This is a genomic window from Streptomyces pyxinicus (genome assembly GCF_024753135.1).
Taxonomy (GTDB): domain Bacteria; phylum Actinomycetota; class Actinomycetes; order Streptomycetales; family Streptomycetaceae; genus Streptomyces; species Streptomyces pyxinicus.
Map to the genome: position 1 here is coordinate 83,738 of NZ_JANUGP010000008.1, position 26,234 is coordinate 109,971.

A 26,234-nucleotide genomic window follows, 5' to 3' on the forward strand; every position below is an offset into this window, starting at 1 on the left:
CGCGCCTCAGGGGACTCTGATCTCCCGCTCCAGCTGCGTCGCCAGGGTGACGTAGCGGGGGCGGCGGTGCACCGGGACCATGCCGCGGATCATCAGGTGCCACACCTCGGCGACCCGGCGCGGCAGGCGCCCGACCGGTTCGATGGAGCGGCCGGCGACGCGGGTGCCGACGAAGAAGCAGACGAGGGAGTGCGCGATGGCGGCGGCGTCGAGGTCGCCGTGCACATCGGACTCCCGGACGGCTCCGGCGACCTTGCGGGTGAAGAAGTCCAGCCACACGGTGAACGGGTGCCGCAGCGGCGGCCGTACGGCGATGTCGGCGCTGACCAGGCGCAGCCCGGCGCGCGGTACGGGGTCCTGCACGGCGAGCCGGGCGATCCCGAAGGTGGTGCGCATCAGGGCTTCCAGCGAGGAGTAGCCACGGCTCTCGACCTCGGCCACGAGTTGCTGGGCGACCTGGGCCTGGAGTTCCAGGATGGCGTGCGCCAGGTCCTCCTTGGCGGCGAAGTGGAAGTACAGCGCGCCCTTGGTGACCTTCGCGTGCGCGACGATGTCGCTCAGGCTCGTGGCCTCGTAGCCCTGCCGGTCGAACAGGTCGGCCGCCGCCGTGATGATCGTGGCCCGGGTCTGCTCAGCGCGTAACTGCCTCGCCATCGGATGACCCTTTCTTGCACATTGAACGAACGGGGCGTGCGGTTTGTTTCCAGCCCGTCACACACGATAACTCACCGGGTGGCGCGGGGAGTCGGGTGCGCCCGTCCGCAGCTCGACACGTGTCAGTCACGCACCGCGCGCCAGGGCCCCGACGGCCCCCGTCTCCCTGGGAAATCGACCGTTCCGGCCGCCGCCGCCCGGCCGTTCGCAGCGTTCGCCGACCGGTCGTCACCGCACCCATGATCGCCACCATACGAGGCCGACGGCCGCCTCCTCAACGGGGTCGCACACCCGGCGCGAAACGGCCGTACCAGTCGGTGACTTCACGCCCCCTGCCCCAGGGCCCCCGGACTAGCTGAACAGGCAGGTGACCGGTGGCCTTACTGGGGACCGCGAACTCCCGCCCCGCGCAGGGCGAGGAGATGTCCCTGATGATTCGGACGACCCTCCGCGGGCGGCTCGCCTCGGCCCTCACGGCGGCGCCGCCGCCGGTCGTGTCGTGGGCGGCGGGATCCGCTCGGGCGCACGGCACACCGGCGGATTCGGCCAGCAGGGTCTACGCCTGCTCGCCGCCGAGCGGCGCCGGCGCCGTTCGGCCGGCTGTGCGGCGGCTGCCTTCCGGCCTACCGCGGCCTCGGCCTCGCCCGGGGCGCCTGGCCGGCGACCCGGCTGATACCCGGTGGCCGGCTGACGATGACGTACGCCTCGACGATGGCGCACGCGGGCACGTTCCGGCTGGTCCTGACGATGCCCGGTCACGACCCGGCGGTACGACGGACGGCGGCGCCCCCGCGGTGCTGGTGCTCACCGGGGGCGCCGCCTTTGTGCTGCTCCGCCTGCGAAGGCGGTGATCTCGGTACGGGAAAAGGTCAGTTGACGAAGACGTGGACACCCGCGTCGGTGACCGGCGCGTACTTGGCGGTGAAGAAGCCGTTGGCGAAGCACAGCGAGGAGCCGGAGCTCTTCGCGAACTGCTGGTTGGTGAAGGTGATGCTGCTGTCGGCGTTGTCCGCCTTGCCGGTCAGCCCGGCCGCCTGGTAGACGCAGGTGACCGTGCCCAGCAGGGTGCGCAGTTTGACCGTGGCCTGGACGACGGAGCCGCTGGGGGGCGAGACCTTGAGGGTGCCGTCGGAGGCGACGGTCGCCGAGTAGGGCAGGTTGTCGATGGTGATGCCGTTGACACCGAGGACGCCGGTGACGTTGCTGGTGCAGGTGCTGCTGTCGAAGGTGTGCGCGGTGACGGACTCGGTGGCCGTGCCGGGTGCGGTGGGGTTGGCGGTGACCTTCGCGGTGAACTGCGAGGACGTGCACTTGACGCCGCTGGTGCCGGTCGCGCTGGAGTAGAAGGTGGCGGTGGTGCCGGAGGCCAGGGGTGCGGTGAGGGTGTCGCCGACGGCCACGGCGGTGCCGCCGGCACTGCCGGTGGTGAGGACGGCGCCGGCGGCCGAGGCCGGTCCGGCCGCCGCGAGGGCGAGGGCGGTGACGGTGCCGGCGAGAGCCGCCAGAGAGCGCTTGCGCATGCGGGTGCCTCTTTCCTGAAGTGGGGTTTCGGACGAGGTGCCGTGCCGTGTGGGATGGCTGGTTCCTCCTGGAGCGCTCCTGGAGTGCTCGCGGAGTGCTCCAGGGAATGCCCCCGGGAGTGCCGCCGCCGCGGGTCCGTCGCGCCTTCTCCGTACGCGACGGGCCCGCGGCGGCGCGCGTGATCGCCGGTTCCGGCAGGTGCGAAGGCCGGGTACGGCGTGGGCGGTTGCCGTGTGCGGGGTGAGCGTTTGCCATGTGCGGGGTGAGCGGTTGCCGTGACGGGGCCGGGAACGCGGCAGCTGCCGCTCGGCGGATCCGGCGCCACGGATCCAGGGAAACAGGGGAAGTTGTAGACCTGATGCTCTGTCAACGTCAATACAGAGAGCGCCAGTTATTGCTCCAGGCCGTGGGCCGCGCACATCCGACACGCTTTTTCCACAACTCCCTTGACCCTTCAATGTAACCGGCGGTAACTTCCTGGAAGGCTACCGCCGCGTAACGAGAAAGCCCTTGCTCCCGCCGGGAGTGTGAGGAGGCGTACGCGGCAGCCGCTGTCCGCGCCAGGACACCGCGCCACTGAAGCCCAACCCGCATTGATCCGTGCCCATGGGAGCAGACATGGCCTCGTCCCCGCACGTCCCGTCCACCGGCAACACCCCCGAGAACCCCGACGACCACAGTTCGCCGTCCGCGTCACCGAGCGACACCGGGAGCGGCGGCGGTGAGCGACGCGGACGGGTCCGGGCCCGCCGGGCCGCCGTGATGGCGGTGCCCGCCACGCTCGTCGCGGCCGGCCTCGCCGTCCTCACCGCCCAAGGCGCGCTGGGTGTGCAGTTCGCCATCTCCGGCATGCCGTTCACCGTCACCGCGACCGACCTGACCGGCACCGGTTTCGAGCAGTTCGGCGCCCTCGACAACATGGCGGACGGCAGTCCCAACGCGGGGGACAGCGGCGGCCAGGTGCTCGTCGTCACCTCCGCGATCAAGAACGCCACGCTGGACCACCTGTGCCAGAGCGTCGACCTCGGCGGCACCAACCTGCTGATCCGCGCGGGCGGCGGCAAGACGAAGGTGAGCGCGACCGACCTGACGACCGACTCGACCGAGCTGTCCGGTGACGCGGCGTTCGACAACATCGAGATCGGCAACGACGCGAGCACGCTGTCCAAGGCGGGCGTGAAGGGCCCGCTCGGCGTCTTCAGCCAGCAGGCCGACACCGTGCACATCGCCAACCTGCGGCAGACCAACTACGCGACCACGGCGGGTGTGTTCAAGCTGCCCGGCCTCAAGCTCGGCTTCAGCAGCTCGGGTTGCTGATCGCCGTGCCGGACCGCGCCCGTCGGGGACCGAGGGCCGCCTTCCGCGCGTGGCGGGCCCGCCGGCCGTTCTGGGGCGGGCTGCTGCTCGCCCTGGGCGGCGGCGAGATCCTGCTGACCGAGAAGGCCTCGCTGAAGGTCGTCATGCACATCGGCATGCAGGGCCTGGCCGGTTATCTGCTGCCGACGCTGATGCTGCTGCTGGGGCTGCTGATCCTGTTCAACCCCTCGCAGCGGCTCTTCTACTCCGTCACCGGCATCCTGGTCACCCTGGGCACCTGGCTGACGTCCAACCTGGGGGGCTTCTTCATCGGCCTCCTCCTCGGCGCCGTCGGAAGCTGCCTCGCCTTCGGCTGGCTCCCGGACCAGGAACCCCGCGTCAGCCGCCGCGAGCGCCGCAGGCAGGCGCGTGCCGAGCGGGCGGCGGCGGACCCGGGCGTGGCCGACCGGGTGGAGCCGGTGGCCTGAGGACCGGGCTCGTGATCAGCTCGCGGTCGCCGGCGGCTTGGGCGCCGGCTCCTCGTCCTTCATGGCCTTCGTCTCGCTCTTGAGGATGCGCAGGGACCTGCCCAGCGCGCGGGCGGTGTCCGGGAGCCGCTTGGAGCCGAAGAGCAAGAGGAACACGATCGCGACGACCAGCAGGTGCCAGGGTTCGAGTCCGTTGCGGAGCATGACCGCCCCTCCTTTGTCTCACATTTCACCGATGAAGCTTGCCGCTTTGCGCAACTGTACAACCCGTGGTGCCGCCGTCCGCGTGGCCGTCCGTCCGCCCGGTGCCTCGCCGGTCGTGGCGGCGCCTGGCCAGGACCAGAGTCACGGCGTAGACGCCGAGGACGGCGGTGAGCAGCAGGTGGTAGCCGGCGGGCAGCGCGGTCATGCCGAGCGCGGCGCCGAGCGGGCTGGGCGGCAGCGCGAGTCCCACGGCGGCGAGGAGGGCGGCGGACCAGCCGACCGGGCCCGGCCGCCCGCCCTCGGCGAGGTGCCGGCCGCCGCGCAGGAGCAGCATCACCAGGGCTTGGGTGAGCAGGTTCTCGGTGAACCAGGCGGAGTGGAACACGGCCTGGTCGTCCAGCGCGTCGGGACCGCGCAGGGCGAGGGCGAGGACGGCGAAGGTGGCGAGGTCGGCGACGGCGTTGAGGACGCCGAACGCGGTGATGAACCGGAGCAGGGCGGGGGGCCGCAGTACCGTCGGCCGGCGCAGCGCGGGCGCGCCGGGGCGGTCGTGGGCGAAGGCGAGCTGGGCGGCGTCGAAGCACAGGTTCTGGGCGAGTACCTGGACCGGGAGCATCGGCAGGAAGGGCAGCAGCAGCGCGGCGGCGAGCATCGCGAGGACGTTGCCGAGGTTGGAGGAGAGCGTGACGCGGAGGTAGGAGGCGATGTTGGCGCTGCCGCGGCGGCCCGCGACGACGGCGTGGCCGATCGCGGTGAGGTCCTTCGCGGCGAGCACCACGTCGGCGCTCTCCCGGGCCACCGGCACCGCTCCCCTGGGCGCGAGGCCGACGTCGGCGGCGAGCAGCGCGGGCACGTCGTTGACGCCGTCGCCGAGGAAGCCCACGGTGTGGCCGGCGGCGCGCAGTGCGGTGACGAGGTCCGCCTTGTCCCGGGGGGTGCAGCGGGCGACGACGGTCGTGGCGCCGGCCGGCAGGGGTCCGGTGCCGTCCGCCGCGGTGCGCACCTCGCCCGGTTCCAGGCCCAGGTCCCGGCAGACGCGGGCGGCGGTGCCGGGGTGGTCGCCGGTGAGGACGTGCACGGTGATGCCGAGAGCGGTGAGCGCGCGCAGCGACTCGGCGGCGCCGGGGGCGGGTTCGTCGTGGAAGGTGACCAGTCCGCGGAAGGTGAGGCCGTGTTCGTCGGCGGGGGTGAGGAGGCTGGCCCGGGGGCCGGTGGCGCCCGGGCCCGGATACAGCGGGTGGTGCGGGAGTTCGGTGGCGGCGACGGCCAGGACCCGCCGGCCGGCCGCGGCCTCACGTCCGGCGCGGGCGAGCAGCCGCCGCCGCTCGCCGCCGGGCAGGTCGCAGCGGTCGAGTACGTCCTCGGCTGCGCCCTTGGTGATCAGCAGCCGCCGGCCGCCGAGCGGGTCGGCGACGAGGGTGGTGGCCAGGCGCCGGCCGGGTTCGACGGGCAGGGCGGCCAGGCCGTCGTACTCCTCGCCGGTCGGCCCCGCGGCGTCCAGGAGTGCCGCGTCGAGGGCGTCCGGGGTGGGCAGTTCGGCGAGGTGCAGGGTCCACCAGGCGGCGACGGCGGCCCAGTGCAGCGCCTCCGGGTCGTCGTGGCCGTCGGGTCCGAGGGAGCGGGCGGCGACGGGCCGGTCCTGGGTGAGGGTGCCGGTCTTGTCCACGCAGAGCACGTCGACGGCGCCGAGGTCGTGCAGCGCGGGCAGCCGGCGTACGACGACCTGCCGCGTGCGGGCCAGGCCGGCGGCGCCCCGGGCCAGGCAGGTGGTGACGATGACCGGCAGCATCTCGGGGGTGAGTCCGACGGCCACGGCGACGGCGAACGGCAGCGTCTCCAGGCCCCGGCCGCGCAGCACGGCACCGGCCATCAGCACGAGCGGCGGGGTCAGGAGCATGAAGCGCACCAGGACCCGGGCGATGCCGTGCACGGACCGGTCGAAGGCGCTCGGCACCCGGTGGTCCGGCACCGGGTGCGCGGCGGCGAACCGGGTGCGCGCCCCGGTGTGGACGACGACCGCGGTGGCGGTGCCCGCCGTCACCACGCTGCCCTGGAAGCACAGATGGTCCTCGGCGCGCGGCTCGGGCAGGTCGGCGGCGGCCTTGGAGACGGGCGAGGACTCTCCGGTGAAGACGGCCTGACTGACCGTCAGCCCACGCGACCTGAGCAGGCGGATGTCGGCGGGGACGAGGTCGCCGGGGGCGAGCCGGACGACGTCGCCGGGCACCAGGTCGGTCACCGGCAGTTCCCGGACCCGGGGATCGGCGGTGTCGTCGGGGCGGCGCAGCACGGTGGCCGTGCCGGCGACCAGGTGGCGCAGGGTCGCGAGGGAGCGGTCGGCGCGGCGCTCGCCGGTGGCCCGCAGCACACAGCTGACGGCGACGAGGGCGAGGATCACGGCGGCGGTACCCCAGGAGGCGACGAACGCCGAGACCAGGCCGAGGGTGAGCAGCACGGCGGTGAACGGGTCGCGCAGGGCGCGCAGCCAGCGGGCCGGCCAGGACAGGGCGCGCGACCGGGGCGGGATGTTCTCCCCGACGGCGGCTAGCCGGGCGGCGGCCTCGGCCTCGGTGAGTCCGCGGGGACCGGTCTCCAGGCGGCGCAGCACCCGCAGAGCGGTGTCGGTCACGGGCTCAGAGGCCACGGAGGCGGCGTGCCGGGACGGCGGCGGGCGCGTCGCGTTCGGCGAGGTGGCCGACCAGGAGGCGTACGACCTCGACGACGGCGGCCTGTTCGGCGGTGTCGACGAAGTAGACCTGGCGGCGGCCCTCGCGGCGGGAGCGGACCAGGCCGGCGAGCTTGAGCTTGGTCAGGTGCTGGCTGACGGCGGGCAGGGCGCCGCCGACCCGTGCGGCGAGGCCCGTGACGTCGCTCTCGCCCTGGACGAGCGCCCACACGATGTGCAGCCGGGCGGGCGAGGCGAGCAGTCCGAAGGCGGCGGCCGCCTCGGCGAGCACCTCGGCGGAGGGGTCCTGGTAGCCGGTGCCGGGCGCTGTCGCCACTGTCGCCGTCCTCCGTCGCGTCGTCACTGTGGTTCGTCTGTGTCGGGGATTCAGTCTAGGGCGGACGGAACTTCTCGGCGGTCCCGCTAGTTTCTACGGTGCTGTAGAAGTTGCGGTCGGGTGCCGTGGGGCTGCCCGGCCGGTGATTCGAGGAGTGCGCATGGCCCTGTGGGACCGCATCAAGGACTCGGCGTCGCAGATGCAGACGCAGTTGGTGGCGAAGAAGAACGACCTGAAGAGCGGGGCGTTCCGGGACGCGAGCATGGCGATGTGCGCGCTCGTGGCCGCCGCCGACGGCACGGTCGATCCGGCGGAGCGGCAGCGGGTGGCCCAGCTCATCGCGACGAACGAGGTGTTGGGGAACTTCCCGGCGGACGACCTGCGGCGCCGCTTCGAGGCGAATCTGGACAAGCTGACGGCCGACTTCGCCTTCGGCAAGGTGAGCGTGCTCCAGGAGATCGCCAAGGCGAAGAAGAAGCCCGCCGAGGCGCGTGCCGTCGTTCAGATCGGCATCGTGATCGGCGGTGCGGACGGGGACTTCGACAAGACGGAGCAGGCGGTGGTGCGCGAGGCGTGCTTCGCGCTGGACCTGCCGCCGCACGAGTTCGACCTCTGAGGTCCGGCCGGGGCGGGGGCGCACCGCGCCTCCGCCCCCGGCGGCGTCACAGGTCCGCGAGGCTCCGCAGCAGTCCGGTCGCCGTGGCGATGTCCGCGGTGAGCGGCCGGTCCTCGGTCCCCGAGGGCAGTACGGCGGCGGCGAGGCCGAAGGCCGCTACCGCCGGCGGCGCCGGGTGCAGCCGCAACGCCCGTACGGCGGCGACGAGTTCGCAGGCGAGGACGGTGGCGTAGGCGGCGGTGGCGCGTTCGGTGCCGCGCGCCGCCTGCCCGGCGAAGCCGGCGGCCTCCTCAAGGCCCTGGGAGAGCACGGCGTGCCCGGCAGAGGCCGGGGCGGCGGCCGCGGCGCGCAGTTCCGCGAGCGCGGAGTTGGCGGTGTACTCCAGGATCATCGCGCCGGAACTGCCCGCGGGGCCCGTCGCGAGGAAGGCGGGCAGACCGGTGAGGTCGGTGCGGTACAGCGCGGACAGCCGGGCCGCGGAGAGCTGGGCCGTCTTCAGCAGGGCCAGGTTCAGGGCGTCGAGGGCGAGGGCGAGGTGGACGGCGAAGAAGCCGCCGTGGTGGTAGAGGTGGCCGTCGGGGGTGAGGACGGGGTTCTCGGACGGGCAGTTGATCTCGGTCTCGACGATCCGGCGCAGGGCGTCCGAGGCCTCCAGGGCGGCGCCGTGCACCTGCGGGAACGCCCGGAAGCCGAACGGGTCCTGGATCCGGCGCCCTTGTGCGGAGGGCCGGTCGGGCAGGCCGAGCAGCCGCCGTACCTCGGCGGCGGCGCGGGCGGGCCCGGGATAGGGCCGTAGCGCGTGCACCGGCTCGGCGTACGCCTCCGGCGAGCCGGACACGGCGGCGAGGGACAGCGCGGCCACGGCATGGGTGGCCCGCAGCAGCCGCTCCACCTCATGCCCGGCGAGCGCGGCCTGCCCGAGCGTGAGGGCGTTGCTGCTGAGCAGCGCGAGGGCGTCCCCGGGCCGGGGGGTGACCGGAGCGGGCAGGTCACCGGCGGACGGGGGCGGAATGTCGTTGCTGCCCTGAACCGGAGTCGGGGCCGGGGCCGGGGCCGCGGTCGCGGTCGCGGTCGGCGCCTGCCGGGCGACCCCCTCGGGACCCCAGGTCAGCTGCCGGGGCATCCGTTGCGCACCGGCGCCTTCGCCACGGCCGTCCCCCACCTGTTCGGCACCACCCGCGTCCGGCGCCCCCCACGCGTCGCCGCCCGGACAACCCGCCGCCCCGCCCGACCCCCCTCGCCCGGATCCGAGCCAGGGCCGCTCCCCCAGCAGCGTCAGCCCCGTCTGGGCCAGTGCCGTCAGGTCGCCGGTGCCGACGGCGCCGTACTCGTGGACGGCGGGGTGGACCCGGAGCCGGAGGGCGTCGGTGAGGGCGGTGATGAAGGAGGGGTGGATGCCGGAGCCGGCGGCGAGGAGCTGGTTGGCGCGTATGGCGAGCATCGCGCGGACTGTGCGGGCGGGCAGCGGACGGCCCGCGCCGCCCGCGTGGCTGCGCAGCAGGCGCAGCCCGTGCGCGGTCTCCTCGCCCGCGTCCACGGCCACCGAGCGCTGCGCGCCGACGCCGGTACCGCGGCCGTACCAGCGGCCGGTGGCGGCGAGCCGGTCGGCCGTCGCGCGGGCGCGGCGGACCCGGTCGAGCGCGCGCGGGTCGACGGCCGGTTCGGCCAGAGCGTCGGTCAGCCGGACCAGCCCGGCCAGGGAGAGGCCCGTACCGTCGAGGACGACCCGCGCGACGTGGGTGTCCCCCGGTTCCGGGGGCACCCACGTCGTCGGTTCCATGGCCGTCGCCGGCGGCGCGTCAGTCGAGGCCGGCGGACTTCAGCCAGGTCTTGGCCACGTCCAGCGGGTCCTTGTTGTCGGCCTGCACCTCGGTGGCCAGCTTCAGCAGCGCCTCGGTGTCGAGCTTGGCCGAGACGGCGTTGAGCGCGGCGACTCCGGTGTCGTTCAACGCGCCCTTGTAGGCGAGCGGCTGGACGTTCTCGAAGCCGAAGAGGTTCTTCGGGTCCTGGAGGACGACGAACTTCTCCTTGGCGATGGTCGGGTCCGTGGAGAAGACGTCGGCGACCTGCACCGCGTCCTTCTTCAGCGCGGCCTGGGTGAGCGGGCCGCCGGCGTCCAGCGCCTTGAAGGACTTGAACTCCAGGCCGTAGACGGACTTCAGGCCGACGAGCCCCTGCTGCCTGGTCTGGAACTCCGGCGAGGCGCCGATGACCAGGTCCTTGGCGATGTCCTTGAGGTCGGCGATCGAGGACTTGGTGGTGAGGCCGTACTTCTTCGCGGTGGCCGCGTTGACGGTGACCGAGTCCTTGTCCTCCGCCGCCGAGGGCTTCAGCAGGGTCAGCTTGGAGTCGAGCTTGGCCTCGATGGCCGCCGTGGTGTCCTCGACGGTCTTGGGCGCCGCCTTCTGGTCGAGGTAGGCGAGCAGGGCGCCGTTGTACTCGGGCAGCACCGAGATGGAGCCGTTCTTGAGCAGGCCGTACGTGGTCTCGCGGCTGCCGATGTTCGGCTTGTAGGTGACCTTGATGCCCTTGGCCTTGAGCGCCTCGCCGTAGATGTCGGCGAGCAGGGTGCTCTCGGCGAAGTTGTTCGAGCCGACGACAACGCTGTCACCGCTCGCCTTCGGCTCGTTCAGGGGGTTGTCCGACTTGTCGTCACTGGAGGAACAGCCCGCCAGCAGAGCCGTCGCCGCCGCGAGGGCGATCGCCGCCGCGCCTCGGTTCTTCCGGATGGACCTGCTGATGTGGGTTGTCGAAGTCACGTACTGATCCAATCCAGCCGGTTCTCGGTCAGTCAAGTGCGGCAGGTCACCGATTGGACTCGATCTGTGGTCAGTTGTGCGCGCCCGGAGGTCCCTTTGTAACGGATTCTTGATGAAAGGAGCGCTCATGGACCCCTCAAGTGGCCTGTAGTCTCGGCCGCGTCGAGATCGGCCACAGCGGTGTACGGGGCCCGCTTCGGTGTCGTGACGCAGGCGGTTGACGGGGGGCCGAGGCCCCCCGCGAGACACCCATGAAGGAGGCCCGGTGTCCACGAACCAGGTGGACGCGCCAGTCCGGCACGCCCCCGTACGGGGCGGAGCACGGGGTTTCGCCGACCGCTGGCCCTTCCGGCGCAAACTCAACCTGCTGGTCGGCATCCCGCTCGCGGTGATCGCCGCCCTGCTGTCGTACCTGTTCACCGACCAGGTCCGGCAGTCGTCGAGCGCCGACTCGGCGGCCCGGCTGGTGCGGAACAGCGCCCAGGTGGCCCGGCTGGTGGACCGGGTGGAGGCCGAGCACCAGCAGGCGATCCTGCTCTCCGCGCGCTACGAGTCCGGCGACGCGCACCCCGCCACCGCCGCCTACCGCGCGGCGCAGAAGGCGGTCGACGCCCAGGTGACGAAGGTGCGCGCGGCCTTCGGCGACCGGCTGCCCGACAACGAGGCGCGGGCGCTGCGCGACATCGAGGGCCTGGGCAGCCTGCGCAGCACGGTGCAGCAGTCGTACCTGCCCGCCGACAACATCGACCCGGCGTACACGAACGCGGCGCAGGGACTGATCGACGGCCTCGGACTCGACCGCGACGGCGACCTCGCCGCCACCTTCACCGGCAACCTGCTCGACTCGCTGCTGCGCGCGGACGCCGCCCACGGCACCTTCGAGACCAACGTGTTCGCGGCCACCACCGGGGACACCAACGCGCTGATCGAGTTCACCAACGCGGTCGGCGCCTACGACCTCTACACCCACCAGGCCGCCCGCTTCGGCCGGTTCGCCACCGAGGAGCAGGCCGAGCGACTCGCCGGCATCGAGCACTCCCCGGCACAGCGCCGGATCGCCGAGTCCTTCGCGGCGCTCCAGGTCGACGTGGGCCGCCTCCAGTCGGAGCACCCGGACGAGATCCGGCAGGCGGTGCAGAGCGCGCTGGACGACTATCCCGCCTACGCCGAACAGGCCCGCCACCGACTGGCGACCACCACCTCGCTGATCGGGCGGATCGCCGACCGCGCCGACGACGCGGCCGTCTCCGCCCGCTGGCGGGCCGGTCTGCTGCTGGGCGGCGCGCTGGTCGCCTTCGCGCTGTGGATCGCCTTCGTGCTGCTGGTGCGCCGATCGGTGATCCGGCCCGTGCAGGCGCTCACCGGGGCGGCGCGCGCGGTCGCCGAGGTGGCCGGACGCGAACTGGCCCGGGTCGCCGACGACGACGCCGAGGACGACGGGCCGCCCCGGCTGCGGGACATGCCGGTCACCGCCCGCGACGAGATCGGCGAGCTGGCGGAGGCGTTCAACCAGGTGCAGACCACCGCCGCCGGGCTGCTGGAACGCCAGGTGCTCAGCCGGCGCAACACCGCCGAGATGTTCGGCAACGTGGGCCGCCGGGTCAGCAATCTGACGGCACGTCAACTCGCCCTGATCGACGCCGTGGAGCGGGGTGAGACCGATCCCGCGCTGCTGGAGCGGCTGTACTCCATCGACCACATCGCCGTACGACTGCGCCGCAACGCCGACAGCCTGATGCTGCTGGCCGGCATCCGCGAGAGCGTGCTGGACGGAGAGCCGACCGCGCTGTCCAACGTCGTCCGGGCCGCGCTCGGGCAGATCGAGGGCTATCAGCGGGTACGGCTGTACGCGGCGGCGGACGCCCTGGTCGCGCCCGACGTCATCGGCGACCTCACGCTGATGATCGCCGAACTCCTGGAGAACGCGGTGTCGTTCTCACCGGAGGGCAGCCCCGTCGAGGTCACCGTCCGCTCGGGGGCCGAGGGCGCGCACGTGGTGGTCACCGACCACGGTCTGGGCATGAGCACCGAGCGGCTGGCCGAGGAGAACGCCCGGTTGATCCGCCGGGAGCGCCTGGACCTGGTGCCGACCAAGGTGCTGGGCCTGTTCGTGGTGGGCGCGCTGGCCCGCCGCTGGGAGACGGCCGTCGAGCTGACCCGTACCCCGGGCGGCGGTGTGACGGCGGAGGTGTCCCTGCCGCCGTCCCTGCTGCTCGCCCCGGCGCCGGTGACCGAGCCGAAGCCGGCCGCCGTACCGGCCCGGGTCCCGTCGTCCCCGGCCCCGGCCCCGGCACGCGCCACCGTCGCCGAGGGCACCGGCCCGCTCCCCCGCCGGATCCCGCGCCGCGATCCGGAGCCCGGCCCGGAGCACACGCCGACGGCCGACGCGGCACCAGCCACTCCGGCCGCCCCCACCGAGCCCGGCACCGACGCCGCCCGCCCCCTGCGCCGCCGGGTGCGGGGCGCCACGCTGCGGACCACCACCGGTGCCGCGCCCACCGCGCCGGCCGCCGTGCCCGCCCGGGACGCCGAGGCCGAGCGGGACGCCCTGGAGGAGTTCGAGGCCGCCGTGGCCCGCGCCCAGCGGGACAGCGACACGGTCAGCCTCGCCCGCCCGGACGCGCCCGCCACCGCCACGGACACCGACCTGCCACGCGGCCACCCCGCCCCCGGCACCCCCGCCGCGGGAGCACAGCGGGCGGGCACCCCGCCCCACGACCAGAACCACCTTCCGGAAGGAGCCGAGCAGTGAGCACGTCGACAGGTGACAATCCGACGGGCGGCACGCCGGGCGATCTCAAGGCGGCCGCGGCCGACTTCACCTGGCTGCTGAACCGTTTCGCGACCGAGACCGCGGGCGTCGTCGACGCGATCGCGGTGTCCTCCGACGGTCTGCTGATCGCCGTGTCGGAACTGCGCGAGCCCGCCGACTCCGAGCGGCTCGCGGCCATCGTCTCCGGGATCACCAGCCTGGCCGCGGGCGCTTCCGGCAACTACGGCCTGGGCGGCCTGAACAAGGTCATCATCGACCTGGAGGGCGGCCATGTGCTCGTCTCCGCGATCGGCAGCGGCGCCGTGCTCGGCGTCGTCACCGACAAGGAGGCCAAGCTCGGCAACATCGCCTACGAGATGACCCTGTTCGCCAACCGCGCGGGCGCCGCGCTCAGCCCGCAGCTCGTGCTGGAGCTGAAGAACAGCGTCGGCGCGGCGTCGGCGCGCTGAGGAGGAGACCGTACCCATGGCGGACGCCGGTACGGACAGCGCCCCGGTCGCGGACCCGGAACCGGTCGGACCCGCCTCCGCCGTACGGCCGTTCCTGGTCACCGCCGGCCGGGTGGCGGACGGCGGTTCCGGCCGGGCGATGCCGGTGGAGACCCAGGTGGTGGCGACCGCCGCCGGTCTCGCCGCGCTCGGCCGGCTCTCCTTCGAGCAGTACGACATCGTCGCCGCGTGCCGGCTGCCGCAGTCCCTCGCGGAACTCGCGGCCCGGCTGCGGCTGCACCTCAACGTGGTCCGTGTGCTGGCCGAGGACCTGCGCGAGGCCGGCCGGCTCGCGGTGTACGTGCCGGACACCGACGCCACGCACGACGCGTCCGTCCTGCGCAGGCTCATCGATGGCCTCCGGGCCATCCCCGACTCCGAAGGGGTATCGAGTGACTCCGACTGAACCGCTGGTCCGGGGCGCCGCCGCGCCCGGTGCGGTCCGGCCGCCGCTGCCGGTGAAGATGGTGATCGCGGGCGGCTTCGGCGTGGGCAAGACCACCGCCGTCGGCGCGATCTCGGAGATCGAGCCGCTGACCACGGAGGCGTCCATCACCGAGGTCGCGGCCGGGGTGGACGACCTCACGCACACCCCGCGCAAGACCACGACGACCGTGGCGATGGACTTCGGCTGTCTCACCATCGACCCGACGCTGAAGCTGTACCTGTTCGGCACCCCCGGGCAGGAGCGGTTCGGGTTCATGTGGGACGACATCGTGGAGGGCGCGGTCGGCGGGCTGGTCATCGTCGACACCCGGCGCCTCGACGACTGCTACGCGGCCGTCGACTACTTCGAGCACCGGGGCATCCCGTTCGCCGTCGCCGTCAACGCCTTCGACGGGAGGGTCGAGCACACGCTGGAGGAGGTCCGCTGGGCGCTGGACGTCTCCGAGGGCGTGCCGGTCACGGTGTTCGACGCCCGGGAGCGGGGCTCGGTGCGGGACGCGCTGCTCGTCGTACTGGAGCTGGCGCTGGCCCGCACCGAGGGGTGAGCGCCCTCAGGTGCCGCGCCGTACCCCCGGGGACACGGTGAGCCGGGCCGCCGCCCAGAAGATGGCGAGGGTCACGAGGGCGAGGCCGGCGACCAGGGTGGCGCCGCCCACGACCTTCTCGTAGTCCTTCTGGTAGAGCCCGTCGATGATGTAGCGGCCGAGTCCGCCGAGGCTGACGTAGGCGGCGATGGTGGCCGTGGAGACGATCTGGATGGCCGCCGTGCGCAGGCCGCTGAGGATCAGCGGGAGCGCGACCGGCACCTCCACCTGGAGCAGCACCCGGGTCTCGGGCATGCCCATGCCCCGGGCCGCGTCCACGGGTGAGGGGTCGACGGAGCGGATCGCCTCGTAGGTGGTGACCAGGATGGGCGGGACGGCGAGCACCACCAGCGGGATCATCACCGGCAGCAGGCCGAAGCCGATCCAGATGAACATCAGGACCAGCAGGCCGAAGCTGGGCAGGGCCCGGCCGGCGGTGGCCAGCAGCGCGAGGGTGTTGCCGCCCCGGCCGTAGTGGCCGGTGAGCAGGCCGACGGGCAGCCCGATCGCGGCGGCGATGAGCAGCGCCTCCAGCGAGTACCGGACGTGCTCGGCGAACCGGGTGGGGATGCCGTCGTACCCGTGCCAGTGGGCGGTGTCGCTGAAGAAGGCGTGTGCGAAGTCCAGGACGTTCACCGGGCGGCGCCCTTCCTCGGCATCCACGGCGTGAGCAGCAGGCGGACCAGGACCAGCGCGGCGTCGGCGAGCAGGCCGAGCACGGCGATGGTCAGGACCGCGTTCACGGCGAGGACGGGACGGTGGTAGATCTGCGCGTCGTACAGCATGTTGCCGAGCGCTCCCTGGTTGCCGATCAGCATGCCGACGCTGACCAGCGAGATGCTGGACACGGTCGCCACCCGCAGGCCGGCGATGATGGCCGGTACGGCGATGGGGAGCTGCACCTGGAAGTAGCGGCGGACCGCGCCGAAGCCCATGGCCTGCGCGGCGGCCAGCGTTTCGGGCGGCACCGAGCGGACGCCGTCCACGATCGCCGGGACGAGCACCACGAGGCTGTAGAGCGCCAGCGGGATCATCACGGTGGTCTCGCTCTGCCCGAAGTAGTCGATGAGGACCACGAAGAAGGCCAGCGAGGGGATGGCGTAGAGCACGGTGGTGAGGCCGAGGACGGGCGGGTAGACCCAGCGGAAGCGCACGCAGAGCTGGGCGATGGGCAGCGAGAGCAGCAGCCCGGCCAGCACCGGCAGCAGGGCCTCGCGCAGATGCAGGCCGACGAGGCCGAGGTAGCTGTGCTGGAGGTCGCTCGGGAGGTCGAAGAAGCCGTTCATCACCCGGCCTTCACCTCGGCCTGTCCGGCGGCATGCTCGGCGGCCTGCTCCGCGACGCGGCTGTGGGCGGTCCGGATGGCCTCGCCGATGACCTGCTGGGAGACGACGCCGACGGCGCGCCCCTCGCCGTCCACGGCGACGGCCCACCCGGTCGGCGAGAGCACGGCGCCGTCGAGCGCGGTGCGCAGCGAGTCGGTGCCGGGCACGAACGGGCGCCCGTACGGCAGGAGTCGGTCCGTGTCGACGGCGCCGGCGGTGAGCCGGTCCGGCTCGCTCCAGCCGAGCGGCCTGCCGTCCAGGTCGGTGACGAGGAGGTAGGGGGCGCCGGCGCGGGAGGCGAGCTGTTCGGCGCCGGCGTCGACGGCGACCACCGGCGCGGTCTGCAACTCCAGTTCCGTGGTGGGGAAGAAGGAGAGCCGGCGGATGCCGCGGTCGGCGCCGAGGAAGTCCTCGACGAAGGGGTCGGCGGGTGCGCTGAGCAGTTCGGCGGGCGGCGCGAACTGGGCGAGCCGGCCGCCGGTGCGCAGCACGGCGACCATGGTGCCGAGCTTGATGGCCTCGTCGATGTCGTGGGTGACGAAGACGATGGTCTTGCCCAGTTCGCTCTGGATGCGCAGGAGTTCGTCCTGGAGTCCCTTGCGGACCACCGGGTCGACGGCGGAGAACGGCTCGTCCATCAGCAGGACCGGCGGGTCGGCGGCGAGGGCGCGGGCCACGCCGACGCGCTGCTGCTGGCCGCCGGAGAGCTGGTAGGGGTAGCGCTTGGCCAGGGCGGTGTCGAGGCCGACGCGTTCCATCAGTTCGGCGGCCCGGGCGCGTGCCTGCTGCTTGGGCCGGCCGAGCAGCCGGGGCACGGTGGCGATGTTGTCGAGGATGGTGCGGTGCTGGAAGAGCCCGGCGTTCTGGATGACGTAACCCATCGAGCGGCGCAGGGTGTTGACCGGCTGCTGCCGGATGTCCTTGCCGTCGAGGAGGATGCCGCCCTCGCTGGGCTCCACCATCCGGTTGATCATCCGCAGGGTCGTCGTCTTGCCGCAGCCCGAGGGCCCGACGAGGACGGTGATCGCGCGGTCCGGTATGTCCAGCGACAGCCGGTCGACCGCGACCGTGCCGTCCGGGTACCGCTTGGTGACTGAGTCTATCCGTATCAAAACGCCGAATACCCTTCGGGTTTGGCAGAGGTCCGCCTGCTTCCGGCCACGGTCGTTCCTGCGCCGGCCACTGCGGGGAGAGTCTAGACGGCGAGTGTTTCAGCACTTTGGCGGGAGACGACGGAGGCCTCATTCCTCGGCCGGCGCGTCGTCGCGGCGCGGGTGCGGCCGGGCCGCGAGCACCGCGACGTCGTCCTCGGCCCGCCGGGCCTGGAGCCGGTCGACGATGGTCTCCAGCACCTCGTCCACGCCGGCGCCGCCGGGGAAGCGGAGCGCGGCCAGCCGGGCGAGGGAGCGGTCGATGTCCTCGCCCCGGTGTTCCACGAGTCCGTCGGTGAAGAGCACGAGCGTCTGGCCGGGCGCGAGCGTGTGGGTGGCCGACTCGTAGCCGCCCAGTCCGGTGCCGAGCGGCGGTCCGACGGGCACCGGCAGCAGCGCGGCCTCGCCCTCGGCGGTGATGAGCACGGGCGGCAGGTGTCCGGCGCTGGACAGCGTCACCTGATGCCGGCCGGGGTCGACCCGGGCCAGCAGACAGGTGGCGGGTCTGCGGTCCTCCTCGGTGGAGGCGATCTCGTCGAGCTGGCGCAGCACCCGGTGCGGGGGCAGTTCGGAGGCGGCGATGTAGCGCAGCGAGGAGCGGTAGGCGCTCATGTCGACGGCGGCCTCCAGGCCGTGCCCCATCACGTCGCCGACCACCAGCAGGGTCCGGCCGAAGTGCAGCCGTACGGTCTCGCACCAGTCGCCGCCGACCAGGGCGTTGCCGCCGACGGGCAGATAGCGCAGGGCGACGTCCAGGTTGGGGTGCGGGCGGCCGGGCGCGGCGAGCAGGGCCCGCTGGAGGTCGCCGGCGGTGCGGCTGACCTCGTCGTAGGCGCGGGCGTCGCGGATGTGGGCGGCGGCGCGCTCGGCGAGCAGGGCGAGCAGTTCGGCCTCCGCCCGGCGCGGCGGCCGACCGTCCCGGGCCCACACCAGGGCGCCGGACACGTCCGTCCCGCCGACCAGCGGCAGGTACAGGGCGGTCCCGGCCGCGTGCTCGGACCAGGGCTCGGGTCCCTTGCCGGCCGCCGCGACGGCCGCCTCCCGGGCGACGGCGGCGGCCCAGCGGGCGTCGGGCAGCACGCCGGGGTCCCCGGCGACGGCCTCGTACCCGGAGGCAGCCTCGTGCCCCGAGACGGCGGTCCCGGTCCGGCGCAGGACGGCGGCGGTGCCACCGGCGAGCCGGACCGCCGCGCGGGTCAGCTCGGCGCAGGTCGCCGCCTCGTCCAGGGTGGTGCCGATACCGGCCAGCACCTCCCGCAGCGCGCCGAGCCGCACCCCGGGCTCCTCCGCCTCCTCGGCCCGGCCGTCCGCGCGGCCGTCACCGTCAAAGGGCTCCGGCCCGCGGCGGGACAGGATCCAGCGCGCCACACCCCACACCCTCACAGCGTCTCAAACCGGAGCGGGCCGGGCACCGGTCACACCGGCCCCGGCCCGCGCCGGCCGGCTCAGCCCTCCTCGGGGTCGAGCCGCAGGGAGATCGAGTTGATGCAGTACCGCTGGTCGGTCGGGGTCGGATACCCCTCCCCCTCGAACACGTGCCCGAGGTGGGAGCCGCAGCGGGCGCAGCGCACCTCGGTGCGGACCATCCCGTGCGAGCGGTCCTGGATCAGCTCCACGGCGTCGGTGTCCTTCGGGTCGTAGAAGGACGGCCAGCCGCAGTGCGACTCGAACTTGGTGTCGGAGGTGAACAGGTCGGCACCGCAGGCGCGACAGGAGTACACGCCCTTGGTCTCGGTGTCGGTGTACTCACCGGTGAAGGCCGGTTCGGTGCCGGCCTGGCGCAGCACGGCGTACTCGGCCGGGTTCAGCTCCGCGCGCCACTGCTCGTCCGGCTTCTCGACGTCGTACGACATGAGCGTCAGCCCCTTACTGCGACAAACGGTCCAGGATCAGCGGGCCCAGGTCGGTCACGTCGCCCGCGCCCATGGTGAGAACGAGATCGCCGGGCTTCGCCATTCCCGCGATCACGGCCGGGATCTCGGCCTTGTCATGTACGGCGGTGACGTCGGCGCCCGCGGCGCGCGCGGCCTCGATGATCAGCTCGCTGGTCACCCCGGGGATCGGGTCCTCGCGGGCCGGGTAGATGTCGAGCACCACGGAGGCGTCGGCGAGGGCGAGGGCCTGCCCCATCTCCTTGCCCAGCTCCTGGGTGCGGGAGAACAGGTGCGGCTGGAAGACGACGAGGATCCGGGAGTCGCCGGCGGCGGCGCGCATGGCCTCCAGGTCGGCGGTCATCTCGGTCGGGTGGTGCGCGTAGGAGTCGATCACCTGCACGCCCGCGGCCTCGCCCTTGAGCTGCAGGCGGCGCTTGACCCCGGTGTACGCGGCGATCGCCGGGGCCAGCTCGGCGGCCGGGACGCCGAGGGCGGCACCGGCGGTGAGCGCGGCGACGGCGTTGAGCGCGTAGTGGCGGCCGGGCACCGAGACCGCGAAGGTCAGCTCCCGCCCGTCCAGCACGACGGTCACCTCGCTCTTCAGGCCCTGCGGCACCACGGACAGCACCCGCACGTCGGCGTCCGCCGCCTCGCCGTACGTCACCACGCGCACCGCGCTCCCCCGGACCCGGCGGGTCAGCTCCCGGGCGCCCTCCTGGTCGGCGGAGACCACCAGCGTGCCGCCCTCCGTGATCCGGCCGACGAAGGTCTCGAACGACTCGTGGATCTCGTCCATGGACGCGTAGTTGGCGTGGTGGTCCAGCTCCACGTTGAGGATGATGGCGACCTCGGGCGCGTACTTGTGGAAGCTGCGGTCGCTCTCGTCCGCCTCGGCGACGAAGATGTCGCCCGCGCCGTGCAGCGCGTTGGAGCCGGGCGCGTCCAGGTCGCCGCCGATCGCGTACGACGGCTCCAGGCCCAGCGCGCCGAGCGAGACCGCCAGCATGGAGGTGGTGGTGGTCTTGCCGTGGGTACCGGCCACGGCGATCGGGCGCAGCCCCGCCATCAGCGCGGCGAGCGCGTCGGAGCGGTGCACCACCGGGACGCCCAGCTCGGCGGCGCGGGCCAGCTCCGGGTTGTCCTGGCGGATCGCCGAGGAGACGACGACACAGCTCGCGTCGTCGGCGAGGTACCCGGCGTCGTGCCCGATGCGCACGGTCACGCCGAGCGCCCGCAGCGCCTCGGCGGTCGCCGATTCCCGGGCGTCGCTGCCGGCCACCCGGGCGCCGCGCTGGGCCAGGATCTTGGCGATGCCCGACATCCCGGCGCCGCCGATGCCGATGAAGTGCGGTCGGTCCATGGCGGCAGGAAGGCCGGGTGCCATGCGTTTCTCCCAGGGTTTCCGGTACGGGGCTGAGCGCGCCCTAGCCTATGCGCTCGCGTCCCCGGCTCCCCGCAGGGAGGGCCACGGCCGCCGCGCCGGTCAGGCCTTGCTGTGCGAGAACAGCTTGAGCACCGGCACCCCGACCTTGTGCCGGGCCCGGGAGGCCCAGTCGCGGTGGAAGAACTCCTCCACGTAGTGCGGGTCGGTCAGCACGATCACCTCGTCCGCGCCGACCTCGGCCACCAGGGTCTTCAGCGCGTCCAGCGGGTGGTCCTCGACCAGCCGGCCCTCCGCGCGGCTGCCCGAGGAGCGCAGCGCCTGGAGCGAGACGTCCAGCGCCTGCCGGCCCACGCCGCGGGCGTCGTCACCCTCCGGTGTCTCCCCTTCGCGCACGGCGTCGTCGAGTTCGCCAAGCGCGATGTCGTCGATGGCCCGCAGCAGGCGGTCCGCCTGGTCGCCGCGCGGCTGGAGCAGCACGTGGAACGCCACCGGCTCTTCTCCGTGCAAGGTGGTGACGAACTCCACGTCGGCGGACGTGAGGGCCTTCTCGATCATCAGAACGCTTGTGAACACCAAACGCCTCTTCTCCTCTGTGGGCCCGGTCCGGGCCCTTGCGGAAACCATCCTTCCCCGTGATCGCACGGGTACTGCCGGACTTAGTCTGCCCGCCGGACGCTAACCGGAACGAAAGATTCCGGAGATCTCAGGAGCGCCGGTACCTGCCGAATAGAAATCCGTCCTCCTCCAGCAGCGAGACGAGCCCGAACCGGCGCGGCACGGCGACCGACGGTCCCCCGGCGATCCGCTGCGCGTCCCCCGCCGTGAGCGTCGGCGAGACGGTCAGGCACAGCTCGTCCAGCACCTCGGCGGCGATCAGCTGGCCGAGCAGCCGGGGGCCGCCCTCGGTGAGCAGCCGGGTGTGGCCCAGTTCGGCGAGGGCGCCGACCAGGCGGGCGGGTTCGACGCCCGTCCCCTCGCCGGCGATCACCACCCGGGCACCGGCCTGCTCGGCGGCGGCGATCCGCTCGGGCGCCGCGGCGGCCCCGGTGAGCACCAGGGTCGGGACCAGCGGCGAGGTGAACAGCGGCAGCGAGAAGTCCAGCTCCAGGCTCGCGGTGACGACGGCGACGGCGGGGGCCGGCCCCTGCCCCGCCGCCTGACGGGCGGCCGCGAACTCCGCCCGGGCCCTGGCCGGGCGGTACCCCTCCTGCCGTACCGTTTCCGCACCCACCACGACGACATCCGCCAATGCCCGCAGCGTGCCGAAGATACGCATGTCGGCGGCGCTGGAGATGGGCTGGGAGTGCCCCTCGTGCTGGGCGGCGCCGTCCAGCGAGGAGACCATGTTGGCCCGCAGCCACGGCCGCGCCGGTCCGGACACCCGGGCGGGATAGGCGTAGGCGGCGGCCAGCTCGGCGAGGGCCCACTCGCGGCCGGTGCGGGCGTCGGCCCCGGCGACCCCGTCCACCCCCGCCGCCTCCGTGTCCCCGCCGGGGGCCTGGGCTGCTGTTTCGTCGGTCACAGGGAACAGGTGTCGCATTCGTGCAGTCTGACACGGCGCTTAGCATGGGTGACCGTGTCGTCCTCCACCTCCGCCCCCGGATCCGGCCCCGCGGCCGGCGCGGGCCCCCTGTCCCTGTGCGCCCGCGAGCCGCGCGTACCCGCCGAGCGGCTGGTCGCCGAGATGGTGCCGCCGCCGCGTTTCGACTCGGTCCGCTTCGCCACCTACCTCCCGGACCCGAACCAGCCCAGCCAGACCGAGGCGGTCCGGGTGCTGGAGGGCTTCGCCGCCGGGCTCGGCGGGGCGCACGCCTCCGGCTCGGGCCGGCGCGGCTTCCTCGGCCTCGGCCGGAGCCGGGCGCCGAAGACCCCGGCCGGGCCGCGCGGGGTGTACCTGGACGGCGGCTACGGCGTCGGCAAGACCCACCTGCTCGCCTCGCTGTGGCACGCCACCCCGGCCGAGCCCGCGCTCAAGGCGTTCGGCACCTTCGTGGAGCTGACCAACCTGGTGGGCGCGCTCGGCTTCCAGCAGACCGTGCGCACGCTGAGCGGCCACCGGCTGCTGTGCATCGACGAGTTCGAGCTGGACGACCCGGGCGACACCGTCCTGGTGTCGACGCTGCTCGGCAAGCTGGTCGAGGCGGGCGTGGCGCTCGCGGCGACCTCCAACACGCTGCCCGGCAAGCTGGGCGAGGGCCGGTTCGCCGCCGCCGACTTCCTGCGCGAGATCCAGGGTCTGTCGGCCCACTTCCGGGCCCTGCGCATCGACGGCGAGGACTACCGCCACCGGGGCCTGCCCGAGGCGCCGGCGCCGTTCACCGACGAGGAGGTGACCAAGGCGGCGTACGCCACCGAGGGCGCCTCGCTGGACGAGTTCACGCGCCTCCTCGACCACCTGGCCAAGGTGCACCCGAGCCGGTACGGCGCGCTGACCGACGGGCTCAAGGCGGTGTGCGTCACCGGGGTGGCGCCGGTGCCGGACCAGTCGACCGCGCTGCGCCTGGTGGTGCTCGCCGACCGGCTCTACGACCGGGAGGTCCCGGTGCTCGCCTCGGGGCTGCCGTTCGACCGGCTGTTCAGCGAGGAGATGCTGAACGGCGGTTACCGCAAGAAGTACTTCCGCGCGATATCCCGGCTCACCGCGCTGGCCCGCGACGCCAAGGGGTTGGTCCAGGCCTGACGGGCGAGTTCACGCCACGCGACCCGCCATTTCCACGCTTCCTCACGCGCTTAACGCGCAGTTAACCCTGCAAAGGACTTTGCAGGGTTAACGTGTTTCTTGACCATCCGTTGACCAGTGCTTGGTGTGCACCAGAGAGACGAACAGGGCGAAGGGGGGCGCATGTTCCGAGGTACGACGTGCCGGCTCGCGCTCGCCGCGGTCGCCCTGGCCGTGCTCGCACTCCAGCTCTTCACTCCCGCGGGACCCTTCGCTTCCGCGCACACTTTCGGTCAGGCAGTGGCCAAGGCCGAGCCCGGACTCACCGTTCCGGCGACACCGGTCCGCGACGGAGCGGAGACGTTCCGCGCCCCGGGCCGCACAGGTGAGCCCGCGAGCGTCCCGCACGTACGCGACCGGCAGCGCGGCTCGGCCTCCGGCTGGGCGCAGGAACACCCCCTGATAACCGGCCGGGCGGCCGAGGCGGCCGCGTCGGAGCCCTCCGACGCGCCGTGGCAGCACGCCCCGAGACTCTCCAGAACCGGTACACCGGCAGCGCTCCAGGTCTTCCGCTGCTGAGATCCTCCGGTGCCGAGACCGCACCTCCCCAGCCGCCGGGGCAGCACATCCCCGGCCGCTGAGACGCACATCCCCGGCCACTGAAGCCGCACCGGCCACCGCCGCCGGCTTCCTACCCACCGCTGCCCCGAGGAGCCCCGCGACCCGGCCGAGGAGCCGGGCCGCTCGCGCCTCACCCCCACATGCCGTGCACGTCCGACGCGCCACCGCGGCGCGCCAGGAGGAATACACACATGCAGCCCCTCATCGACAACGCCCGTACGTTCGGACAGCGCCCTGAGGAGTTCGCCGGCCTCGCCGCGGGCCAGACACCCGAGGTCCTCTTCATCACCTGCTCCGACTCCCGGGTCGTCCCCGCCCTGATCACCGGCGCCCGCCCCGGCCAGCTCTTCGAGCTGCGCACCGCCGGCAACATCGTCCCGCCGCACGCCTCGCAGCACCCCACCAGCGAGGCCGCCACCATCGAGTACGCCGTGGAGGTGCTCGGCGTACGCGACATCGTGGTCTGCGGGCACTCGCACTGCGGCGCCGTCGGCGCCCTGGTGCGCGGCGACGACCTGACCGCCGTACCCGCCGTCCGCGACTGGCTGGCGCACGCCACCCCGCGCCCGGCCGGCGCGGCCGAGGACCCGGAGGTCGCCGAGGGCGTGCAGAGCCACGTCCTGACGCAGCTGCTGCGGCTGCGCTCGTACCCGTGCGTGGAGCGACGGCTGGCCGAGGGCCGGCTCGGCCTGCACGGCTGGTACTACGAGGTGCACACCGGCGCCGTACGGACGCACCGCCCGGACACCGACACCTTCGAGTCCCTGTGAGCGCGCCGATGACCAGCGACCGCACCTCCATATCCCATCCCCCGTCCGCGAGGTTCCCGCATCTGAGGCAGGACTTCGCCGCCTCCCTCGTCGTGTTCCTGGTGGCGCTCCCGCTGTGCGTGGGCGTGGCCGTCGCCTCCGGGGTGCCCGCCGAACTCGGCCTGGTCACCGGCATCGTGGGCGGCATCGTCACCGGGCTGATGCGCGGCAGCAGCCTCCAGGTGTCCGGTCCCGCGGCCGGCATGACCGTGCTCGTCTTCGAGGCGGTCCAGGCGTACGGCCTGCCCGTGCTCGGCGCCATCGTGCTCGCCGCGGGCCTGCTCCAGGTGGGCATGGGCGTCCTGCGGCTGGGCCGGTACTTCCGCGCCATCTCGGTGTCCGTCGTCGAGGGCATGCTGGCCGGCATCGGGCTGATCCTGATCGCCGGCCAGCTCTACCCGGCGCTGGCCGCCAAGGCCCCCGACTCCGGGCTCGGCAAGATCGCCGGGCTGCCGGGGGCCTTCTGGGACGCCGCCGGCGAGGGCCCGGCCCTGATCTCGCTCGCGGTCTGCGCGGGCACCGTCGCGGTGCTGCTGCTGTGGAAGCACACCCCGGCGCGGCTGCGCGCGGTGCCCGCCCCGCTCGCGGCGGTCGGCCTCGCCATGCTGGCGGTGTTCGCGCTGGACCTGCCGGTCGCCACGGTCGAGGTGAAGGGCCTGCTCGGCTCCGTCCAGCCGCCCCCGCTGAGCGCCCTCGGCGAGCTGGCCGGAGTCGGCGTCCTCGGCACGGTCCTCGCCTTCACGCTGATCGCGTCGGCCGAGTCCCTGTTCAGCGCGGCGGCCGTGGACCGGCTGCACTCCGGTCCCCGCACCCGGTACGACCAGGAGCTGATCGCCCAGGGCGCGGGCAACACGGTGTGCGGGCTGCTGGGCGCGCTGCCGATGACCGCGGTGATCGTGCGCAGCGCGGCCAACGTCCAGGCGGGCGCCCGCACCAAGGCCTCCCGGGTACTGCACGGCGTGTGGCTGTTGCTCTTCGCGGCACTGCTGCCGGGCGTCCTCGCCTACATACCCGTCCCGGCGCTCGCCGGCGTCCTGATCTACTCGGGCGCCAAGCTGGTGCCGGTCCGGACGCTGGCCGTGCTGTGGCGCGAGCACCGGGGCGAGGCGCTGGTCCTGTCGGTCACCGCGCTCTCGATCGTGGCCGTCAGCATGTTCGAGGGCGTGCTGATCGGCCTGGCGCTGGCCGTGGTCAAGACGGCGTGGGAGGCCTCGCACATCCGGCTGGAGATCGTCGACAAGGGCGCCGGGCCGGTGACGGCGTATCTGTCGGGGAACGCGACCTTCCTGCGGCTGCCGAAGATCCTGGACAGCCTGGAGTCCCTTCCCCAGGACCGCCCCGTCAGCCTCGATCTCACCGGTCTGCACCATCTCGACCACGCCTGCCGCACCGCCCTGGAGAACTGGGCGGAGCGCCACAGCGCGGCGGGCACGGAGCCGGTGCGGGTGACGGAGCCGGTGCGGCTTGCGGAGCCGGTGGCGAAGCCCTCCCGGGTGTGACGGCGCCCGTCGAAGGACGGGGGCGGGGGCGGGGCCGTACGGCCGTGGCCTCCGCCCCCGGACCGGGCATATCGTTGCAG

Annotated in this window: 26 protein-coding genes and 1 pseudogene; 12 read left to right on the top strand and 15 right to left on the bottom strand. The window is 73.5% G+C overall.

Features of this window, described 5'->3' with window-relative positions; genetic code table 11:
• Window positions 1-6: 6 nt before the first annotated feature.
• Entirely contained in the window at window positions 7-654 is a 648-nt protein-coding gene (locus NX794_RS13210) for a ScbR family autoregulator-binding transcription factor (protein WP_258778676.1), read from the bottom strand.
• A gap of 600 nt (window positions 655-1,254) precedes the next feature.
• Between NX794_RS13210 and NX794_RS35895 the strand changes: the two are divergent.
• Window positions 1,255-1,362: pseudogene (locus tag NX794_RS35895) on the top strand (chitin-binding protein); the annotation flags it as partial.
• Between the two features lie 161 nt (window positions 1,363-1,523).
• Here the strand turns inward: NX794_RS35895 and NX794_RS13220 are convergent.
• On the bottom strand, window positions 1,524-2,174 hold the full coding sequence (locus NX794_RS13220; protein WP_258778677.1) for a Tat pathway signal sequence domain protein: 651 nt from the start codon (window positions 2,172-2,174) through the stop codon (window positions 1,524-1,526).
• 619 nt (window positions 2,175-2,793) lie between these two features.
• On the opposite strand from NX794_RS13220, the gene NX794_RS13225 reads away from it, so the two are divergent.
• Window positions 2,794-3,492 (top strand): DUF6230 family protein, encoded by a 699-nt coding sequence (locus NX794_RS13225; protein WP_258778678.1) that lies wholly within the window; start codon window positions 2,794-2,796, stop codon window positions 3,490-3,492.
• Window positions 3,486-3,959, top strand: a complete 474-nt coding sequence (locus NX794_RS13230; RefSeq protein WP_258778679.1) for a DUF6114 domain-containing protein — start codon at window positions 3,486-3,488, stop codon at window positions 3,957-3,959. The genes NX794_RS13225 and NX794_RS13230 overlap by 7 nt, the downstream gene beginning before the upstream one ends.
• Before the next feature lie 15 nt (window positions 3,960-3,974).
• Here NX794_RS13230 and tatA read toward each other — a convergent pair whose 3' ends face one another.
• From tatA to NX794_RS13245, 3 genes are read right to left on the bottom strand one after another with little or no spacing between them, the layout of a single operon-like run.
• A complete protein-coding gene (gene tatA / locus NX794_RS13235) occupies window positions 3,975-4,163 on the bottom strand; it encodes a Sec-independent protein translocase subunit TatA (protein ID WP_258778680.1) in 189 nt (62 codons plus the stop codon).
• Window positions 4,164-4,188: 25 nt separating this feature from the next.
• Window positions 4,189-6,792 carry an HAD-IC family P-type ATPase gene (locus NX794_RS13240; protein WP_309505986.1) on the bottom strand — a complete coding sequence of 868 codons (2,604 nt, stop codon included), beginning with the start codon at window positions 6,790-6,792 and terminating at the stop codon, window positions 4,189-4,191.
• Window positions 6,793-6,796: 4 nt separating this feature from the next.
• Window positions 6,797-7,165, bottom strand: a complete 369-nt coding sequence (locus NX794_RS13245) for an ArsR/SmtB family transcription factor (RefSeq protein WP_258778682.1) — start codon at window positions 7,163-7,165, stop codon at window positions 6,797-6,799.
• Window positions 7,166-7,325: 160 nt separating this feature from the next.
• Between NX794_RS13245 and NX794_RS13250 the strand changes: the two genes are divergently transcribed.
• Complete coding sequence (locus tag NX794_RS13250; RefSeq protein WP_258778683.1) at window positions 7,326-7,781, top strand: tellurite resistance TerB family protein; 456 nt, start codon at window positions 7,326-7,328, stop codon at window positions 7,779-7,781.
• Window positions 7,782-7,827: 46 nt separating this feature from the next.
• On the opposite strand, the gene NX794_RS13255 is transcribed toward NX794_RS13250, so the two are convergent.
• Together NX794_RS13255 and NX794_RS13260 are read right to left on the bottom strand one after the other, a co-directional pair.
• Window positions 7,828-9,561: an aromatic amino acid ammonia-lyase gene (locus NX794_RS13255; protein WP_258778684.1), complete on the bottom strand. Its 1,734-nt coding sequence runs from the start codon at window positions 9,559-9,561 to the stop codon at window positions 7,828-7,830.
• A 19-nt stretch (window positions 9,562-9,580) separates the two neighbouring features.
• Window positions 9,581-10,540, bottom strand: coding sequence for an ABC transporter substrate-binding protein (locus NX794_RS13260; protein WP_258778685.1), 960 nt, complete (start codon window positions 10,538-10,540; stop codon window positions 9,581-9,583).
• A 265-nt stretch (window positions 10,541-10,805) separates the two neighbouring features.
• Here NX794_RS13260 and NX794_RS13265 point away from each other — a divergent pair, with 265 nt between their 5' ends.
• The 4 genes from NX794_RS13265 to NX794_RS13280 are packed head-to-tail and all read left to right on the top strand — an operon-like array spanning window position 10,806 to window position 14,793.
• Window positions 10,806-13,292 carry an ATP-binding protein gene (locus NX794_RS13265; protein WP_258778686.1) on the top strand — a complete coding sequence of 829 codons (2,487 nt, stop codon included), beginning with the start codon at window positions 10,806-10,808 and terminating at the stop codon, window positions 13,290-13,292.
• Window positions 13,289-13,762, top strand: a complete 474-nt coding sequence (locus NX794_RS13270; protein WP_258778687.1) for a roadblock/LC7 domain-containing protein — start codon at window positions 13,289-13,291, stop codon at window positions 13,760-13,762. Before NX794_RS13265 ends, NX794_RS13270 begins: the two co-directional genes overlap by 4 nt.
• A 16-nt stretch (window positions 13,763-13,778) precedes the next feature.
• Complete coding sequence (locus NX794_RS13275) at window positions 13,779-14,207, top strand: DUF742 domain-containing protein (RefSeq protein WP_258778688.1); 429 nt, start codon at window positions 13,779-13,781, stop codon at window positions 14,205-14,207.
• Window positions 14,194-14,793, top strand: coding sequence for a GTP-binding protein (locus tag NX794_RS13280; RefSeq protein ID WP_258778689.1), 600 nt, complete (start codon window positions 14,194-14,196; stop codon window positions 14,791-14,793). The genes NX794_RS13275 and NX794_RS13280 overlap by 14 nt, the downstream gene beginning before the upstream one ends.
• 6 nt (window positions 14,794-14,799) lie before the next feature.
• On the opposite strand, the gene NX794_RS13285 is transcribed toward NX794_RS13280, so the two are convergent.
• The 8 genes from NX794_RS13285 to NX794_RS13320 form a co-directional block, all read right to left on the bottom strand.
• The gene (locus NX794_RS13285; protein WP_258778690.1) at window positions 14,800-15,468 is read right to left on the bottom strand and encodes an ABC transporter permease; all 669 of its coding nucleotides are present in this window, start codon (window positions 15,466-15,468) and stop codon (window positions 14,800-14,802) included.
• Window positions 15,465-16,118 carry an ABC transporter permease gene (locus tag NX794_RS13290; RefSeq protein WP_258778691.1) on the bottom strand — a complete coding sequence of 218 codons (654 nt, stop codon included), beginning with the start codon at window positions 16,116-16,118 and terminating at the stop codon, window positions 15,465-15,467. Before NX794_RS13290 ends, NX794_RS13285 begins: the two co-directional genes overlap by 4 nt.
• Entirely contained in the window at window positions 16,118-17,269 is a 1,152-nt protein-coding gene (locus NX794_RS13295) for an ABC transporter ATP-binding protein (RefSeq protein WP_258778692.1), read from the bottom strand. Before NX794_RS13295 ends, NX794_RS13290 begins: the two co-directional genes overlap by 1 nt.
• A 129-nt stretch (window positions 17,270-17,398) precedes the next feature.
• On the bottom strand, window positions 17,399-18,676 hold the full coding sequence (locus tag NX794_RS13300; protein ID WP_258778693.1) for a PP2C family protein-serine/threonine phosphatase: 1,278 nt from the start codon (window positions 18,674-18,676) through the stop codon (window positions 17,399-17,401).
• A 77-nt stretch (window positions 18,677-18,753) separates the two neighbouring features.
• Entirely contained in the window at window positions 18,754-19,161 is a 408-nt protein-coding gene (msrB, locus tag NX794_RS13305) for a peptide-methionine (R)-S-oxide reductase MsrB (protein WP_258778694.1), read from the bottom strand.
• 13 nt (window positions 19,162-19,174) lie between these two features.
• Window positions 19,175-20,566, bottom strand: a complete 1,392-nt coding sequence (gene murC, locus NX794_RS13310; RefSeq protein WP_258778695.1) for a UDP-N-acetylmuramate--L-alanine ligase — start codon at window positions 20,564-20,566, stop codon at window positions 19,175-19,177.
• Window positions 20,567-20,665: 99 nt separating this feature from the next.
• A complete protein-coding gene (locus NX794_RS13315) occupies window positions 20,666-21,139 on the bottom strand; it encodes an indole-3-glycerol phosphate synthase (protein WP_258778696.1) in 474 nt (157 codons plus the stop codon).
• Window positions 21,140-21,269: 130 nt separating this feature from the next.
• Window positions 21,270-22,106, bottom strand: coding sequence for a pyrimidine reductase family protein (locus NX794_RS13320; RefSeq protein ID WP_258778697.1), 837 nt, complete (start codon window positions 22,104-22,106; stop codon window positions 21,270-21,272).
• Between the two features lie 36 nt (window positions 22,107-22,142).
• Between NX794_RS13320 and zapE the strand changes: the two genes are divergently transcribed.
• The 4 genes from zapE (at window position 22,143) to NX794_RS13340 (ending at window position 26,154) form a co-directional block, all read left to right on the top strand.
• A complete protein-coding gene (gene zapE, locus NX794_RS13325; RefSeq protein WP_258778698.1) occupies window positions 22,143-23,246 on the top strand; it encodes a cell division protein ZapE in 1,104 nt (367 codons plus the stop codon).
• Window positions 23,247-23,408: 162 nt separating this feature from the next.
• A complete protein-coding gene (locus NX794_RS13330; protein ID WP_258778699.1) occupies window positions 23,409-23,804 on the top strand; it encodes a hypothetical protein in 396 nt (131 codons plus the stop codon).
• A 233-nt stretch (window positions 23,805-24,037) separates the two neighbouring features.
• Window positions 24,038-24,616 (top strand): carbonic anhydrase, encoded by a 579-nt coding sequence (locus NX794_RS13335; protein ID WP_258778700.1) that lies wholly within the window; start codon window positions 24,038-24,040, stop codon window positions 24,614-24,616.
• An 8-nt stretch (window positions 24,617-24,624) separates the two neighbouring features.
• Complete coding sequence (locus tag NX794_RS13340; protein ID WP_258778701.1) at window positions 24,625-26,154, top strand: SulP family inorganic anion transporter; 1,530 nt, start codon at window positions 24,625-24,627, stop codon at window positions 26,152-26,154.
• Window positions 26,155-26,234 lie beyond the last annotated feature (80 nt).